Below are 17,533 nucleotides of genomic sequence, written 5' to 3'. Positions count from 1 at the left end.
GTTATCACCTATACGTTGTAGTTAATGAGCGCTGATTCAAAAGAAGATAGAAAGGAAGCCGATTCTTCCAATTGTTGTGAATCTTGATCTTCTTCTTCTTTTTTAAACGCTTCTTTTTCCTGTCTTTCTTTTTGCTGGTCGTTTTCATTGTTATACGACATCGCTTGTTCTGACAGTAGCACATCGATTTTATCAATTGATACATGCTGAGACGCGAGACCATGCCGCAAAGTTGAAAGATTGGAGTCCAATAACTCTTTTGTTTTTACTGACGATACGACAATTCGCGCAACCGTTTCGCTGTCTTTCTGAAGCATTTCAATTGAAATCGCACCTAGCTGTTTGGGAAATAACTTAATGAGAAGCTTGGATGTTCCGTCTTCAGTACTAAACGAAGCTTTACTCCATATTTTTTGCAGCTCGTTTACCAAATTGCTAGACTGCTGATAGTCTGATTTTGCTTGCCCTAGATAAATAGAGAACTGCTGAAGCTTAGGCATTTCTCCACTTCCAAAGGATGATGCCTGATTCTCTACTGGCGCCCCGGTTGTGTGTGTACCTGCCGGACTTTCGCTATTTTCCAAAAAGCTATTGGTATCTATACTTCCGCTGGGTACAACCACATCTTTTTTCCATGGAAGCTGATTAAAAAACGGTACTTTTTCTTCTTTAGGAAAAGCAGTCATATTTTTCACAGAACTTTCTGAAGCTGTATGAACAGCGTCCATATCCACTTGATCAACCAATACATGCTGAGACCCGAGAGCCTGCCGTAAACTGAAAAGGTTGGCATTTAACAGCTCTTTTGTTTTTGCCGACGTTACCACAACCTGCGCAATCGTTTCATCGTCTTGTTGAAGTACTTCAATTGATATTGTCCCTAGCTGATTTGGAAATAGCTGAATGGAAAGCTTGGACGCCCCCTCTTCAGATCCAACTGAAGCTTTACTCCATATTTTTTGCAGCTCGTTTACCAGATCGCTAGACTGTTCATAATCTGATTTCGCTTTCCCTAAATCAATAGAAAACTGCGGCCTTTTTTCTTCTTTACCAAAAGCAGTCATATCTGTTACTGAACTTTTTGGAGCTGCTTGAACAGTAGCCACATCCACTTCATCAACGGATACATGCTGAGACGTGAGAGCTTGTCGTAAACTGAAAAGGTTGGCATTTAACAGCTCTTTTGTTTTCGCTGACGATACAGCTACTTGTGCAACCGTTTCATTGTCTTGTTGAAACACTTCAATTGAAATCGGCCCTAGCTGCTTTGGAAATAACTGAATGGAAAGCTTGGATGCTCCTTCTTCAATACTGATGGAAGCTTCACTCCATATTTTTTCCAGATTATTCACCAAATCCCTAGACTGCTGATAGTCTGATTTTACTTGGCTTAAATCAATAGAAAACTGCGGCTCTTTTTCTTCTTTACCAAAAGCATTCATCTCTGTTACAGAACTTTCTGGAGCTGCTTGAACGCCCGCCGCATCCACTTGATCAACCGCTACGCGTTGAGACGCAAGAGCTTGTCGTAAACTGAAAAGGTTGGCATCTAACAGCTCTTTTGTTTTCGCTGACGTTACCACAACCTGCGCAATTGTTTCATTGTCTTGTTGAAGCACTTCAATTGAAATCGTCCCTAGCTGCTCTGGAAACAATTTAATGGAAAGCTTGGATGCTCCTTCTTCAGTACTGATCGAAGCTTTACTCCATATTTTTTGCAGCTCATTTACCAGATCGTCAGACTGTTGATGATCAGAGTTTGCTTGCCCTAGATCAATAGAAAACTCTTGGATCTTAAGCATTTCTCCAGCTCCAAAAGCTGATGGGTTATTTTTTAACGTCAACCCGGCTGTTTTAGCAGTGAAAGAACTTTCACTATCTATACTTGGGTTACCTAAAACCACATCTTTTTTCCATGGAAGCTGATTAAATAGCGGCCCTTTTTCTTCTTTACGAACAGCGCTCATATCTTTTAGAGAATTTTTTGAAGTTGAATGAACAACGGCGAAAAAACCAGCTGAGCGCTTTTCATGTAAGGTATCGGTTAATACACGTGGTTGTTTATGAATTTTCTCTATTTTTTCAACAGCAGCTTTCCGCAAGCCTTGAAGCTGCGAATCTGAAAGCTTCACTGACTGTAGCTGCGGTTTTTGTAGTTTTTCCATCAGCTGAGCAAACTCTGTTTGAAACGCAGACGACGTGTTTTTGCATATAGTCAACAAGCTAGAAATAGAAGACAAATATTGTTCTTGACTGTCTGTTTTAGATGAAACAGGTTCGTGCTGCATTTCTGTTAACACGTGCTGCAGCTTTAGAAGCGGCTGTTCCAAATCTAGACTACTTGGAATACTACTGATCATTTCGGCTAGATGTTCGTATAAGACAGACGGTTCATCTCCTTCATATTCTGCTTCGCTTAACTGAATCGCAATTAACCCGACCGCGTTAAAGACGTCTTGATTTATCGCTTGTTCATTCAATGATTTCTCCCGGCTCGCTAAAGGTTGCGCATTTAGCTGCTGAAGCTGTTGAACGATTTCTTCAAAAAAACCCTGAGTCTGAATAACAGCCGCTTTTTCATCGCAGTTTACCTTTGATGCAGCTGCTGGACGTAGTGAAATTTCCACTGTTTTCACCTCTGCTTTTATTCATCAATCTGATCTGTTAACAATGTCGTATAGCGTGCAGCTACTTTCGGATCCATTTTTTCTAAGATTGCCGTTCTTGTACTTGCTTTGAACTGCTTAAGCATCGCGACCGCTTTGTCTTCTTTTAATTCGGCAAAAATGAGCGCTGCATTTTTAGGAGACATGTTTTCATAGGTAGCAATGACATCTTTTTTCGCCAGCTGATTGTTCTTTTGTTTTTTCGCTTCGTCATCGGCTTTTTCTTCCATATCACGCATTTCAATTTTTAGTTCATCCATTTGACGATCTTTTGTACTGATCGTTTTCTCATAGGCTGAAATTTGCTTTTCTTTCGTGCTCAGCTTCTTTTGAAGGCTCTCAACCTGCTTTTGTATTTCTTCATTGCTTTCTTGAATATTTTCATTTTTTTGTGACTGCTCACTTGATACAAATGGAATGGCGTGTGTAACAGCAGAAACCTTATCATTTATATTGACGCCTAAAAGTGTCAGGACAATGTAAGCTGCCAAGATGAGGAACACCGCTGGAATAAAGATTAAAAATAAAAACACCTGGCTTTTACTGTAAGATTTCCCATCTTCATAGTTTTCTTCTTCGTACTCTTCTCTTAATTCTTTTCGTTTAGCCATGTTTTTCACCTAATTTCTATGCAGCATGTACTGCTGTAAAGACAGCTCATCCATTTGCTTCGCTTCTAATTGTTTTTCCGCTGTTATATAAGAATCGTAGTCTTTCTTTTTTAATTTTTCATACTTCTTTACTTCTATATTCTTTTCTTCTAGCTTCAGTTTCTTTAAGTTCATTTGCTGTCTGGCAAACATGACCTCTTGTTGCAGCCTTTCAATCACTCGTTCGGCACTTGTTAAAAACTGCTGAAATGATGTAATTTCTAAAATAGAAAGCCCCTGCTTCATTTTGCCCGTATGCTGTTCAATCAGCGTTTCTTTTTCTTTTAACTTTTTATAAAGCTTTTCACCCGCTGTTTCAAACTGCTGTAAGGACTGATTATATTGAGATAGCAGTTCATCTTTTTCATTTGACTTAATTGCCATTATTTTAGATAACCTAAATTCATATGCCATATTTACTCACCTTTCACAAACAGTTCACAGAGCTTTGTTACACTTGTTTCAAACGATGGATGTTCGTTCGTTTTTTGCTTTAAAAACGCCTCAATGACAGGATGATAGTGGATTGCCTCATCAATGTAAGCAGAAGATCCTCTTTTGTAGGCACCTATGTTAATTAAGTCTTCAGAATTAGCGTAGGTAGCCATTAATGAACGCAGTTTTTCAGCTGCTTCTTTATGCCGTTCACTTACGATATGGTTCATCACGCGACTAACGCTTTTTAAGACATTGATGGCCGGATATTGACCTTTATTGGCAAGCTCCCTGTCTAGTACAATATGTCCGTCTATAATGCCTCGCACCGTATCCGAAATAGGTTCGTTCATATCATCACCGTCTACTAATACAGTGTAAAAAGCGGTAATAGATCCATGTGGATTAGTCCCTGTACGTTCAAGCAGCCTTGGCAAGCTAGCAAAAACAGATGGTGTATAACCTTTGGTAGTCGGAGGTTCACCTACGGCTAATCCAATTTCTCTCTGAGCCATTGCTACACGGGTAACAGAATCCATCATCATCATGACGCTCAGCCCCTCATCTCGAAAGTATTCAGCAATAGAAGTAGCTGTATATGCTGCTTTCATTCGAAGTAGAGCAGGCTGATCCGAGGTAGCAACTACTACAACGGAGCGCTTTAACCCTTCCTCTCCAAGATCTCGTTCAATAAATTCTCTAACTTCTCTTCCTCGCTCGCCTACAAGGGCAATGACATTGATATCTGCTTTTGTATTACGAGCAATCATCCCGAGCAGCGTACTTTTCCCAACACCGCTTCCTGCAAAAATACCTATGCGCTGCCCTCGGCCTACGGTTAACAAACTATCAATCGTCCGTACACCTACTTCAATAGGCTGTTCAATAGGCGGGCGCTCTAAAGGATTAGGGGGGTCTTGATCGGTTAAAACAAAAGGCAAATAATGAGAAAGTTCAGACCCATCTAAAGGGTTGCCTAACGAATCAAGCACTTGACCTATTAACTCTTTCCCCACGCTTACCTGCAGAGGTTTTTCTGTTGTTTCCACTAGGCAGCCAGGTCCGATATATCGAACAGACGTATAAGGCATTAAAACGACGTGCTCACCGTTAAAACCAACAACTTCTGCACGAATTTTATCTCCTCGTTCACTGAGATGAATAAAACAAACATCTCCTATTGACGTTCTAGGTCCTTTAGATTCAATCATCATTCCTACTACTCGGCTGACTTTCCCGTACCGTTTAAAAGAAGATGTGCGCGGGATTTCATGAATGAGTTGTGCGACTTTCATGTTTACTCCCCTCTAACAAACGTTCTTTTAATTTTTTCTTCATTTCCATTAACTGACTATCAAAAGAAGCAACAAGACGCCCATAAGAGGAATCGATGACACAATCCATTTCCTGAAGATTTTCATCTGCATAAATAAACAGCCCGGTTTCTCCGTTTAATAAATCGAACAGTTCTCGTTTATGTTCACATACATATGCATATTTTTTGGGAGAAACAAAAAGCTGGATTTCTTTATGTTCTCTAACTTCTTTTAAAGACCTTGCAACAAGTGATAAAAATGATTCATCTCTTTGAAGCTGCTCATTTAAAAGCGTTTCTGCTAGGGTGAAACCTAATTCAAAAATGACTTCTTCAGATTGATTTATATATTCGTAGTACTGATTCTTTGTTTCGTCAACAATGTTTCGCGACATGGCTAATACATGTTCGTACTCTTGTTTCCCTTGAAGCAGCCCTTCTTCGTACCCTTCTTCATAGCCGCGTTTTTTTTCTTGTTGAAACAGCAGCACCTTCTCTTCTTCCCACTGCTTTTTCAAATGTTCAACTTCGTTTTGAGCTTGTTTGCGGTAAGCGTCTGCCTCGGCCTTTATCATTTCAGCTTCACTATGCGCTTGTTCAATAACGTGCTGTGCATTTTCTTGCTGAAGATGTTCTTCTGTCGGCTCATCTTGTATCGGAAAACCAAATGGAATGACTTGAATGTGCTTAGCATTTTCGTCTGAAAGTTTGTTCGTATAAGTTGATTTAATGATATTAGACAATAATATCGTCTCCTCCACCTCGAGCTAGTACAATTTCACCAGCATCTTCTAAACGTCTAATTGCAGCAACGATACGTGACTGGGCTTCCTCTACATCTTTCAAACGCACAGGGCCCATAAATTCCATTTCTTCTTTAAACGTTTCCACCATACGGCTAGACATATTTTTAAAAATAATAGATTTCACTTCTTCACTTGCTACTTTTAAGCTCAACAATAAATCATCATTTTCTACATCTCGTATCACACGCTGAATAGAACGGTTATCGAGCGTTACGATATCCTCAAATACAAACATTCGCTGTTTGATTTCTTCTGCTAATGCCGGATCTTGAATTTCAAGCGTATCAATAATAATTTTTTCAGTCGCTCGGTCCACTCCATTTAATACTTCAACTACTGCTTCTAAACCACCTGTTTGGGTATAATCTTGGGTAACGGTAGCTGAAAGCTTTCTCTCTAAAATTTGCTCCACTTCATTAATGACTTCCGGAGACGTACTTCCCATCGTTGCAATCCGCCTTGCAATATCCGCTTGCCTTTCCTGAGGCAGTGATGATAAGATTTGTCCTGCCTGCGGCGGTTCTAAGTAAGATAAAATAAGGGCAATCGTCTGAGGATGCTCATGCTGAATAAAATTTAACAGCTGCATAGGATCAGCTTTTCTGGCAAAGTCAAACGGACGAACTTGCAAAGAAGAAGTTAATCGATTGATAATCATCATAGCCTGCTCTGGTCCAAGTGCTTTTTCTAACACCTGTTTCGCATAGCTTACTCCTCCTTTTTCAAGGTAGTTTTGAGCAAGCGTTATTTGTTCAAACTCATGAAGCACAGCTTCTTTTAGGGACGGCTCTACCTTTCTCACTGAAGAAATTTCAAGCGTTAGTTGCTCAATTTCATCTTCACTGAGATGTTTATAGATAGAAGCTGATACATCCGGACCGAGAGAAATCAACAAAATTGCTGCTTTTTGCTTTCCAGTTAACTCATTTTTTTGCATAGCCTTTACCATTAGCTTTCCTCCTAATCCTCACTAATCCATGTTCGTAGCAGCTTTGCAAACTCTTCTGGGTCTTGCTTCGCTAACGTTTCAAGATTGCTTTTTGTTTGCTGTTCAGCACTTAAAACAGGGGCTTTTTGTGCCGCTTCATATGCTTCAAAAGTTTCATCATACTCTTCATCATATTCGTCTTCATCTAAGTCTTGACGCCTTTTCCTAACCAACAGCACAATAAGAACAACAATAATAAGCAGCAGTGCTCCTCCGATTATATACATCCACAATGGAATCGAACTTGCTGTGCTGTCAGCTGTTTCTTGTCCATTAAACGGCTGAACGGAAACGGTAATCTTATCGCTGACCGCGTTATCCGAGAGAGCTTTCGTATTTGCATCTTTTGAAATAGAAGTACGGACAATTGTACCTAACATTTTTTGAACGTCTGACTCAAGTGTATCGGACACTTGTGATTTCCCTTTTGCATTGGAGGGATCTATCATTACTTGAATGCCAAGGTCTTGAATTTTGTATGGACTTTCAACGATTTCTTTATGAATTCGATTCACTTCATAATTAATACGTTCTTCGTTTTTTTCGTAGTCTCCGTCTCCACTTGCTGTGCTAGATGAGTAATTTGTTGTATCTTCTTCTCCTGTTCCAGCAACGCCTCCATCTTGAGCATTTTTACCAGAAAATGTTTCATTGATTTTTTCAGCGCTAACGGCAATTCCTTGCATATTATCTTTATCAACAGGCTCTACTAGCTTTTCTTCGCGATTTTCCTGTGTAAAATCAAGATCTGCTGTAACAGAGACCATTACTTTGTCTTGACCGACCAGTCTTCCTAGCATTTGCTGTACTTGACGCTGAATATCCCGCTCAACTTCTTTTTTCGCTTCGTTCTGCGAAGCAAATGAGCTAGAAGCTGAATCCGTTTCATTTCCTTTTAAATCAAAGTACTCAAAATATTGGTTCATAATGACGATATTATCTGTAGGAAGGTTTGGCACACTTTTGGATACTAAATGATAAAGAGATTTAATTTGCTGATCATCAAATTTATAACCAGCCTTTGTATTAAGCACAATCGATGCAGAGGCTTCTCCCTGCTTTTCATTCGCCCATACACTTTCATTGGGAAGGGTAATCATCACTTTTGCATCGTTGACTCCTTGAATGTTTTTCATTAAGTTAGCCAATTCAGTTTGCATCGCATCGAGTTTTAACACATCAAATTCATTGTCTGTCATACCAAAGCTCGCATTTTTCCCAAAAAACGAATAGTCGATACTTCCGCTATCAGGAATTCCTTGTGCAGCTAAATCAACTTTTAGCGAGTCAACGCTTTGTTCAGGCACCGAAATGGTTGTTCCATTATCAGAGATTTCTGAAGGAACGCTTCTAGCATCAAGCTCTGCTTTGATTTGTCCTGTTTCTTGAGCCGATAGATTGCTATAAAGAGGGACAAATTTATCTTTGTTTAAGAAAACAGATGCTAAACTAATGACTAGAATAGCCGCAAGAGGAGCAGCGATAAGGGCTATTTTCTGTCCTTTTTTGCGGTTATTCCAAAAGACTTTCATCTTATCTCGATAAAGAGCTATTCTTTCATTCATGGTATTCCTCCGGTTATTACTATTTTCATTTTCTTTAATAACCGCTCAATTACATTTGCATTCTCATCATTTCCTGATAGGCTTCAACAGCTTTATTGCGTATTTCAAGAGCCGTTTGCATCGTAATACTTGCTTTTTGAGCAGTAATCATTACATCTTGGAGTTCGACATTTTCTCCTTTAGCAAGCTTTTCAGTCGCTATATCCGAAGCGCGTTGAGCATTGTTTAACTCATTGATTGAGTCTTTTAAAAACGTTGAAAACTGTTGAGTTGTTTGTCCAGTGCCAGTCGAAGCGGCTGTTTTTGCTATTGCCATTTGATTGCTGATACCATTAATCATTTTATCGCTCCTTTATTTTCCAATTTCTAACGCCTTTGTTAATATACTTTTGTTTGTATTAATGACCGTCACGTTTGCTTCATAGGATCGAGTAGCACTAATTAAATCCGTCATTTCCTTTAAGGGATCTACGTTCGGCATCTGCACGTACCCTTGGTCATTAGCATCTGGATGCGTCGGATTATATACTAAATTAAAAGGAGTATTATCTTCTACGATATCTGTGACTTTTACACCATTGTTTTGACTTTTATTGATTTCAGAGTGTAAGAGAGACGAAAAAGAAGGCGAACGATCAGACTGCATGACAACCATTTTTCTTTTGTAAGGCTGCCACTCACCATTAACGTACGTCCCTCTTGTCGTTTCAGCATTCGCCATGTTAGATGAAACAACGTCCATCCTTAAACGATTGGCAGTTAAAGCTGAAGATGTAATATTCATATTTTGAAAAATAGTCAAACTTATCTCCCCCCTCTAATGACTGTTTGAAGAGAATTAAATTTTCCGTTTAAACGATCTACTAGCGCCTCATAGTAAATTTGATTTTCAGCCATATCCGCCATCTCTTTATCCATATCCACATTGTTTCCATTTGCTTGATAGGAAGTGTTTCCTTGCTGGGTAATCACTCGCTGGGATGAATCGGAAAATGGGATATGTTTTGAATCAGTCTGATATGCTTCTAACTCGTTATGTAATAAATCTCGAAATTCACTCGTACGCGATACTGTTTTCGATTTATAATTTGGAGTATCAACGTTTGCGATATTTTGTGCAATCGTCTGCTGCTTTTGTGACGCGTAGCTAATTCCATTTTCAATTGTTTGAAAAGTAGTTGAAAACAAACTCAATTCTTACACCTGCTTACCTATTCTATTTTTCTCAAAAATGAGACAAATTTCGACTTTAGTACCATAGAACTTATTGTAAGAAAAACTTCATGCAATGTCTATCCTTTTTTAAGAACTTTTGGACTATAAACCAAAATTTTCATTCGATTTCCAAGCATATTTTAACATCAATGCTGTACTTTAGCTCTATTTTTTTAATTTAAAATCAAAATGCATACCATAAGTCCTGAACAATATGTAATAAAAGTAACGATTTGTAATCAACTAGTATCTTTTTACTATTTAAAGATTCTATAATATAATTTTTAGATTTTTATATGAAGTTTGTTAAAGATTTATAAAAATAGTGAACGAATCGTCTTAACCCAGAGCGAACCTTTTCATACTGAGAGCATATAAAAAAAGCACACGGGCTTTGCCCGTGTGCTTTTTGGTTCATAAACTTAGTTAGATTTTAATTTTTCAAGCTCTACTAAGAATTTGTTGTTAAGAACTTTAATGTAAGTTCCTTTCATTCCTAGCGAACGTGATTCGATAACGCCAGCACTTTCTAATTTACGTAGCGCATTTACGATTACTGAACGTGTAATTCCAACGCGGTCAGCAATTTTACTTGCGACTAATAGTCCTTCATTTCCATTTAACTCTTCAAAGATGTGCTCAATAGCTTCTAACTCACTGTATGATAATGAGCTAATTGCCATTTGTACAACAGCTTTGCTACGCGCTTCTTCTTCAATCTCTTCTGCTTTTTCACGAAGAATTTCCATACCTACTACCGTTGCACCGTATTCAGCAAGGATTAAATCATCGTCTTCGAACTGACGGTCTAAACGAGATAGTACAAGCGTACCTAGACGCTCTCCGCCTCCGATAATTGGAACGATTGTTGTTAGTCCTGCATCAAATAAGTCTTTATTTTCAACTGGGAAAGCTGTATATTGACTTTCAATGTTTAAATTAGAAGATGTTTCTTGAATGTTAAATAGGCTTTGAGTATATTCTTCTGGGAACTGGCGTGCTTCTAACATATCTTTCATGCGCGCATTCTCAATTTGCTGTTTAACAGCGATTCCTAATAATTTACCGCGACGACTTACTACGAATACGTTTGATTCGATCACTTCGCAAAGTGTTTCAGCCATTTCTTTAAAGTTTACTGGTTTACCAGCTGCTTTTTGTAGCATTGCATTAATCTTTCTAGTTTTCCCTAATAAATCCATTAGTACTCTTCCTCCTGCGATTTCAGTTCTATAAAATAAATTGACTCAAATCTTTGTTTTTAGCGATTTTTTCTAATTTTTCTTCCACATACTGCGGAGTAATCACAATTTTCTCTAATGTTACTTCTGGTGCTTCAAACGATAAATCCTCTAGCAAACGTTCTAAAATCGTATGAAGCCTTCTTGCACCAATATTGTCTGTATCTTGATTTACCTGATATGCAATTTCTGCAATCTTACGTATAGCATCGTCAGAAAATTCAATTTGTATACCTTCAGTTTCCAATAATGCCGCATATTGCTTTAATAACGCATTATCTGGCTCTACTAAAATGTTTATAAAATCTTCAACGGTTAGCTTCGTTAATTCAACGCGAATTGGGAATCGACCTTGCAATTCTGGAATTAAATCCGACGGTTTTGATACATGGAAAGCACCAGCTGCTACGAATAAAACATGATCAGTTTTGACTGCACCATATTTGGTAACAATCGTTGATCCTTCTACAATTGGTAAAATATCTCGCTGCACGCCTTCACGTGAAACATCAGCGGAAGATGAATTACCACTTTTTTGAGCAATTTTATCAATTTCGTCAATGAAAATAATTCCGTATTGTTCTGCACGATTCACAGCTTCTTGCGTCACTTCATCCATATCAATCAATTTTTGCGCTTCTTCATTTGTTAATACTTTTCGTGCATCTTTAACAGTAAGTTTGCGCTTTTTTTGTTTTTTAGGCATAAAATTGCTTAAGGCATCCTGCATGTTCATGCCCATTTGTTCCATACCCGAACCTTGTAACATATCAAACATAGAAGGCTGTTGCTCTTCTACTTCAATTGTGACATAATGATTTTCAAGCTCTCCTAGAGCAAGCTGATGAGCAATCTGCTTGCGCTTCGTTGCAATATTCGTTTCCTCATCTTGATCAGGATCTGCATCGCTTGACTGTGTACCGTTTGAAAAAATCATTTCAAACGGATTTTTAAACGATTGCTGCTTCTTTTTGCTTGGAACAAGAAGCTCCACTATCCGCTTGTTTGCATTTTCTTCTGCACGATCACGCACGCCGTTCATTTTTTCTTCTTTCACAAGTCGAACTGACGTTTCCACTAAATCACGAACCATTGATTCCACATCGCGTCCTACATATCCAACTTCCGTAAATTTTGTTGCCTCAACCTTAATAAAAGGTGCACCGACAAGCTTAGCTAAGCGGCGTGCAATCTCGGTTTTACCCACACCTGTAGGACCAATCATTAAAATGTTTTTCGGCACAACTTCATCACGTAAAGATTCGTCTAGCAGACCGCGGCGATAGCGATTTCTCAGCGCAACAGCGACCGCTTTCTTTGCCTTCGTTTGACCAATAATATACTGATCGAGCTTTTCTACAATTTGTCGAGGTGTTAAATGAGAATTCATAAAAAAATCCCCTTTCCTACAGTTCTTCTACAATAATATGATCATTTGTATAAACACATATCTCACTTGCTACATCTAAAGCTGCTTTTGCAATTTCTTTAGCTGTTAAATGTTCGCCTGCATGTTGTTTTAATGCACGTCCCGCTGATAAAGCATAATTTCCGCCTGATCCAATTGCTAAAATGCCGTCGTCCGGTTCAATAACTTCACCCGTTCCTGATACTAACAGTAAGTTATCTTTGTTCATAACAATAAGCATTGCTTCTAACTTTCGCAATACTTTGTCACTTCTCCATTGTTTAGCAAGCTCCACGGCTGCACGCTGAAGATTTCCGTTATACTCTTCAAGCTTCGTTTCAAATAATTCAAAAAGAGTGAATGCATCAGCTACTGAACCTGCAAAGCCGGCAAGAACTTGCCCTTGAAATAGACGTCTTACTTTTCGAGCAGTATGTTTCATCACAACAGCATTTCCAAACGTTACTTGTCCGTCCCCAGACATGGCACATTGACCGTTATGCTGAACTGCAAAAATCGTAGTAGCATGGAAAGTAGACAAATTAACTCCTCCTTTTATGCGCGAGGATGGTGATTCATATAAACTGCCTTTAAACGATCCTTCGTCACATGTGTGTATATTTGAGTGGTTGATAAATGTTCATGACCTAGCATTTCTTGAACTGTACGTAAATCTGCCCCTTCATTTAACATATGAGTCGCAAAAGTATGCCGCAAAACGTGTGGACTAATATGTATATTCTCAGCGGTTTTCTTTACTAACTGATCAATGACTAAGCGTATGCCTCGGTCTGTCAACGGTGTCCCCTTATAATTTAAAAAGAGCGAATGAGTATCAGAAGGAGCCTTTTTTAAAAGAAGCTTTCTTCCATTATCTATATATACTCTAAGAGCGTCCTTGGCATAACAGCCAAATGGCACGTACCGTTGTTTTTTCCCTTTGCCATATACGAGCAAAGTTTGAAGTGAAAAATCTATATCGCTAAGCTTAATAGATGCACATTCACTCACTCGTATTCCGGTGGCATACAGCAATTCTAAGAGAGACTGATTACGCTGCCCTAACGGAGTTGTTAAGTCATTCATTTGAAATAATTTCACAATCTCCTCTTCATACAGGAAGCGAGGATTTCTCTCTTCCTTTTTAGGAAGGGTAACGAGCGCAAATGGATTATCTTCTACTAATTCTTCTCTATTTAAGTAACGATAAAACGTTCTCAAACAAGAAATTTTGCGTGACATCGATCTTTTTGAATACTGCTTTTCATATAGGCGTGTTAAAAACAGCCTTGCATCAGCATATGTAACACTTTGTAGGTTTTGTATTTGCTCTTCCTGCATAAAAGACATGAAGATACCTATGTCTTTTTCATAGCAGTCAACTGTATATTTTGAATAATTTTTCTCAATTTGTAAATATTCTAGAAAGGAATTTAATACATCTTTAACAAATTCCAATGTTATCACCTCACAAGGGCTACTAAATATTATCACAATTAAGTAGCCCTTGCAAACAATTTTGATTATTTTGTTGTAAAATTCTGAATAGTTTCCAATGCTCGTTTAGCCAGCGTTTCATTTCGTTCTTGTTTGTTTTTGATTCGCACTTCCAATTCTTTGAATAAGCCAAAGTTGGCATTCATCGGCTGGAAGTTTTTGGCGTTTGTATGTGTGATATAGTGAGCCATACTGCCAATCGCTGTTTCCTGCGGCAATACAACCAATTCTTCACCAAGCACGAGTCGAGCCGCGTTCATTCCTGCCATTAATCCGCTCGCAGCTGATTCTACATATCCTTCTACTCCCGTCATTTGTCCAGCAAAGAATAAGTCATCACGCTCGCGATATTGATACGTAGGCTTTAACAATTTAGGAGAATTAATAAACGTATTTCTATGCATAACTCCGTAGCGTACTACTTCTGCATTTTCTAAACCTGGGATTAAGCTTAATACTTCTTTTTGTGCTCCCCATTTTAAATGTGTTTGGAAACCTACAATATTATATAGTGTACCTGCTGCATCATCTTGACGAAGCTGAACAACTGCATAAGGTCGCTTTCCTGTTTTCGGATCTTCTAACCCAACTGGTTTCATTGGTCCAAAGAGCATTGTTTTTTCTCCGCGTGAAGCCATTACTTCAATCGGCATACATCCTTCAAAATAAATTTCTTTCTCAAATTCTTTTAAAGGAACCGTCTCTGCATTGATTAATGCTTCATGAAAGCGCTGGAATTCTTCTTTTGTCATCGGACAGTTTAAATAGGCAGCTTCCCCTTTGTCATAGCGAGATTTAAGATATACTTTATCCATATCAATGCTGTCTTTTTCAATAATAGGTGCAGCCGCATCGTAAAAATATAAATAATCTTCACTTGTTAACGCGCGCAGCTGTTCCGATAAATCTTTTGACGTTAGCGGACCTGTTGCAATAACAGTTGGTCCCTGTGGAATTTCCGTAATTTCTTCATTAACAACCGTTACGTTCGGATGGTTTTTAACGCTTTCCGTCACACGAGAGGCAAATTCGTGACGATCAACAGCCAGTGCTCCACCTGCTGGAACCGCACACTCGTCTGCTGAACGAATAATGACAGAGTCTAATAATCGCATTTCTTCTTTTAGCACACCCACTGCATTTGTTAATGTATTCGCACGCAGTGAATTACTACATACTAATTCAGCAAATTTGTCCGTATGATGAGCAGGTGTTTGCTTTACTGGTCTCATCTCATAAAGACGGACTTTCAAACCGCGCTTTGCGATTTGCCAAGCTGCTTCACTTCCAGCAAGACCTGCTCCAATAACATTAATTACTTGTTCATTCATTGTAAATCCTCCAACTTCATTTCTATCTTTTCTATCATTTTGCTTATTCATTCACTTGTCTTTTCCTTTTTTAACGTGACAAAGAAAATGCGACATTACTCAATGTCGCTAATAACGTTTCCATTTTAGCACATGAAGCAATGTCGCCGCATCTTATATAACTGCTATTTTTAAATTTAAAGTGTGGGAATTCATCCCATTCTCTTTTACTGCTGAGCTTCCTCTTTATAATCACAACTTGTACAGACGACTTGAGTTCCTTTTTTCTGTTTCTTCTCTACAAGCAGATTTTCACATTTCGGACATTTTCTTGCAATCGGTTTATCCCAAGATACGAAGTCACAGCCCGGGAATCGATCACAGCCATAAAATGTACGCTTTTTCTTCGATTTTCGCTCAACGATATTTCCTTCTTCACATTTCGGACACTTTACGCCAATCTCTTTTACAATTGGCTTCGTGTTGCGACAGTCAGGGAAATTAGAGCATGCCATAAATTTTCCGTAGCGCCCCATTTTGTATACCATAGGTGAACCGCATTCTTCACAGTCTTCTCCGGCAGGTTCATCTTTAATCTCCACTTCGCGCATTTCTTTTTCAGCATGTTCTAAGCGTTTTTCAAAATCACTGTAAAATTCGTCAATAACACGCACCCATTGAACATTACCATCTTCCACTTCATCCAAATCGTTTTCCATTTTAGCTGTAAACTCTACATCTAAAATTTCCGGGAAAAACTCCAATACAAGCTCTAGTACAATTTCTCCAAGTTCTGTTGGAACAAAACGCTTGTTATCGAGCGCTACGTATCCGCGCTTTTGAATCGTATCAAGTGTTGGAGCATATGTAGACGGTCGGCCAATGCCTAGCTCTTCTAATGTCTTAACTAAACGAGCTTCTGTATATCTTGGCGGCGGCTGTGTGAAGTGCTGCTTTTCATCGATGTCCTTAGAATAAGCTACTTCTCCTTCTTCTAAGTCTGGAAGAAGATTTTCTTTTTCCTCCACTTGATCATCATTGCCTTCAACATACACTTTCATAAAGCCTGGAAATTTAACTTTTGAGCCGTTCGCTCTAAATGTTACGTCTCCATTTTTCAAATCTACAGCCATTGTATCCATAATGGCAGGTGCCATTTGACTAGCAACGAAGCGCTCCCATACTAACTTATACAGTCGATACTGATCACGCGATAAGAACTCTTTTACCTCTCCTGGTTTACGAAGAGCTGAAGTTGGACGAATCGCTTCGTGGGCATCTTGCGCATTTGAATTCTTCTTTTCTTTACGCTTTTCCGTTGCCACAAACTGATTTCCGTACGCGTTCGTAATGTAATCTCTAGCTTCTGTTTGAGCTGTTTCTGAAATACGAGTTGAATCGGTACGCATATACGTGATAAGACCTACTGTACCTTCTTTTCCTAAATCAATTCCTTCATATAATTGCTGCGCAATCATCATCGTTTTTTTCGCTCGGAAGTTCAGTTTCCGCGCTGCCTCTTGCTGTAATGAAGACGTGGTAAAAGAAGGAGCCGCATTACGCTTTCGCTCACGTTTTGTTACTTTAGAAATTGAAAATTCGTTTCCATCTAATTGTTTAACAATGTTGGTTACATCATCTTCATTCGATAGCTCTACTTTTTTCCCTTGATATTCGATTAACTGGCCTTCAAACTGGTCGTTCCCTTTTTGAAAAGTTGCTTTTACCGTCCAGTATTCTTCTGGGATAAACTTTGCAATTTCTTTTTCACGATCAATAATTAACCGCACTGCAATTGATTGAACCCTTCCGGCACTTAATCCTTTTTTCACTTTTTTCCACAGCAATGGACTGATATTGTAGCCAACCAGCCTGTCAAGAATACGTCGTGCTTGTTGAGCATCTACTAAATCCATATTAATTGCTCGTGGATGTTTAAAAGATTCTTTAATCGCTTCTTTTGTAATCTCGTTAAATACTACGCGGCAGTCCGATGCAATGTCTACATCCAAACTGTGCGCCAAATGCCATGCAATCGCTTCTCCTTCACGGTCTGGATCGGCTGCTAGGTAAATCTTTTTTGCTTTTTTAGCCGCTGTTTTTAGTTCTTTTAAAACCGGGCCTTTCCCGCGAATTGTAATATATTTCGGGTTGTAATCTTGTTCAATATCAATTCCCATTTGACTTTTAGGTAAATCGCGAACATGTCCCATCGATGCTTTTACTTTATATTTCTTTCCTAAATAACGTTCAATTGTTTTAGCCTTTGCAGGCGATTCTACAATTACTAGGTAGTCAGACATCTATTTGTTCCTCCTCAAGAGGTAGAATAAAATCTTCATTATTATTAAATATTTGGTTCTTGTTTGTCAAATGTCAAAAAGATAAGTCATACGATTTTCCTACGTATCTCACTAGTATTTCATACCATGCAAGA

16 protein-coding genes are annotated in these 17,533 nt (G+C 38.7%); all 16 read right to left on the bottom strand.

The window, feature by feature from the left end; genetic code table 11:
- Positions 1–8: 8 nt before the first annotated feature.
- A complete protein-coding gene (locus ACH6EI_RS03595) occupies positions 9–2,627 on the bottom strand; it encodes a flagellar hook-length control protein FliK (RefSeq protein WP_108674306.1) in 2,619 nt (872 codons plus the stop codon).
- Positions 2,628–2,644: 17 nt separating this feature from the next.
- Positions 2,645–3,277, bottom strand: coding sequence for a MotE family protein (locus tag ACH6EI_RS03590; RefSeq protein ID WP_033579781.1), 633 nt, complete (start codon positions 3,275–3,277; stop codon positions 2,645–2,647).
- Between the two features lie 9 nt (positions 3,278–3,286).
- A complete protein-coding gene (fliJ, locus tag ACH6EI_RS03585) occupies positions 3,287–3,730 on the bottom strand; it encodes a flagellar export protein FliJ (RefSeq protein ID WP_028411429.1) in 444 nt (147 codons plus the stop codon).
- Positions 3,731–3,732: 2 nt separating this feature from the next.
- Complete coding sequence (fliI, locus tag ACH6EI_RS03580) at positions 3,733–5,046, bottom strand: flagellar protein export ATPase FliI (protein WP_108674307.1); 1,314 nt, start codon at positions 5,044–5,046, stop codon at positions 3,733–3,735.
- Complete coding sequence (gene fliH / locus ACH6EI_RS03575) at positions 5,021–5,809, bottom strand: flagellar assembly protein FliH (protein ID WP_063248580.1); 789 nt, start codon at positions 5,807–5,809, stop codon at positions 5,021–5,023. Before fliH ends, fliI begins: the two co-directional genes overlap by 26 nt.
- Positions 5,802–6,821: a flagellar motor switch protein FliG gene (gene fliG, locus ACH6EI_RS03570; RefSeq protein WP_025750326.1), complete on the bottom strand. Its 1,020-nt coding sequence runs from the start codon at positions 6,819–6,821 to the stop codon at positions 5,802–5,804. Before fliG ends, fliH begins: the two co-directional genes overlap by 8 nt.
- A gap of 11 nt (positions 6,822–6,832) precedes the next feature.
- The gene (gene fliF, locus ACH6EI_RS03565) at positions 6,833–8,425 is read right to left on the bottom strand and encodes a flagellar basal-body MS-ring/collar protein FliF (protein ID WP_048019845.1); all 1,593 of its coding nucleotides are present in this window, start codon (positions 8,423–8,425) and stop codon (positions 6,833–6,835) included.
- Between the two features lie 49 nt (positions 8,426–8,474).
- A complete protein-coding gene (fliE, locus tag ACH6EI_RS03560) occupies positions 8,475–8,765 on the bottom strand; it encodes a flagellar hook-basal body complex protein FliE (RefSeq protein WP_397376804.1) in 291 nt (96 codons plus the stop codon).
- Between the two features lie 12 nt (positions 8,766–8,777).
- Positions 8,778–9,227, bottom strand: coding sequence for a flagellar basal body rod protein FlgC (flgC, locus tag ACH6EI_RS03555; RefSeq protein WP_108674308.1), 450 nt, complete (start codon positions 9,225–9,227; stop codon positions 8,778–8,780).
- A 2-nt stretch (positions 9,228–9,229) separates the two neighbouring features.
- On the bottom strand, positions 9,230–9,619 hold the full coding sequence (gene flgB, locus ACH6EI_RS03550) for a flagellar basal body rod protein FlgB (protein ID WP_033579777.1): 390 nt from the start codon (positions 9,617–9,619) through the stop codon (positions 9,230–9,232).
- Between the two features lie 443 nt (positions 9,620–10,062).
- Entirely contained in the window at positions 10,063–10,842 is a 780-nt protein-coding gene (codY, locus tag ACH6EI_RS03545) for a GTP-sensing pleiotropic transcriptional regulator CodY (RefSeq protein ID WP_013058882.1), read from the bottom strand.
- A gap of 28 nt (positions 10,843–10,870) precedes the next feature.
- A complete protein-coding gene (hslU, locus tag ACH6EI_RS03540) occupies positions 10,871–12,271 on the bottom strand; it encodes an ATP-dependent protease ATPase subunit HslU (RefSeq protein ID WP_013084801.1) in 1,401 nt (466 codons plus the stop codon).
- A 16-nt stretch (positions 12,272–12,287) separates the two neighbouring features.
- Positions 12,288–12,830, bottom strand: a complete 543-nt coding sequence (gene hslV, locus ACH6EI_RS03535) for an ATP-dependent protease subunit HslV (RefSeq protein ID WP_013058884.1) — start codon at positions 12,828–12,830, stop codon at positions 12,288–12,290.
- A gap of 14 nt (positions 12,831–12,844) precedes the next feature.
- Positions 12,845–13,747, bottom strand: coding sequence for a tyrosine recombinase XerC (xerC, locus tag ACH6EI_RS03530; RefSeq protein WP_014458427.1), 903 nt, complete (start codon positions 13,745–13,747; stop codon positions 12,845–12,847).
- 65 nt (positions 13,748–13,812) lie between these two features.
- On the bottom strand, positions 13,813–15,117 hold the full coding sequence (gene trmFO / locus ACH6EI_RS03525) for an FADH(2)-oxidizing methylenetetrahydrofolate--tRNA-(uracil(54)-C(5))-methyltransferase TrmFO (RefSeq protein WP_028411436.1): 1,305 nt from the start codon (positions 15,115–15,117) through the stop codon (positions 13,813–13,815).
- Positions 15,118–15,323: 206 nt separating this feature from the next.
- Positions 15,324–17,399, bottom strand: a complete 2,076-nt coding sequence (gene topA, locus ACH6EI_RS03520) for a type I DNA topoisomerase (RefSeq protein ID WP_028411437.1) — start codon at positions 17,397–17,399, stop codon at positions 15,324–15,326.
- Positions 17,400–17,533 lie beyond the last annotated feature (134 nt).

It is taken from the genome of Priestia sp. JSM ZJ58 (genome assembly GCF_044383985.1).
GTDB lineage: Bacteria > Bacillota > Bacilli > Bacillales > Bacillaceae_H > Priestia > Priestia zanthoxyli.
The sequence above is the reverse complement of the archived record's forward strand: the minus strand, read 5'-3'. Positions and strand labels throughout refer to the sequence as shown.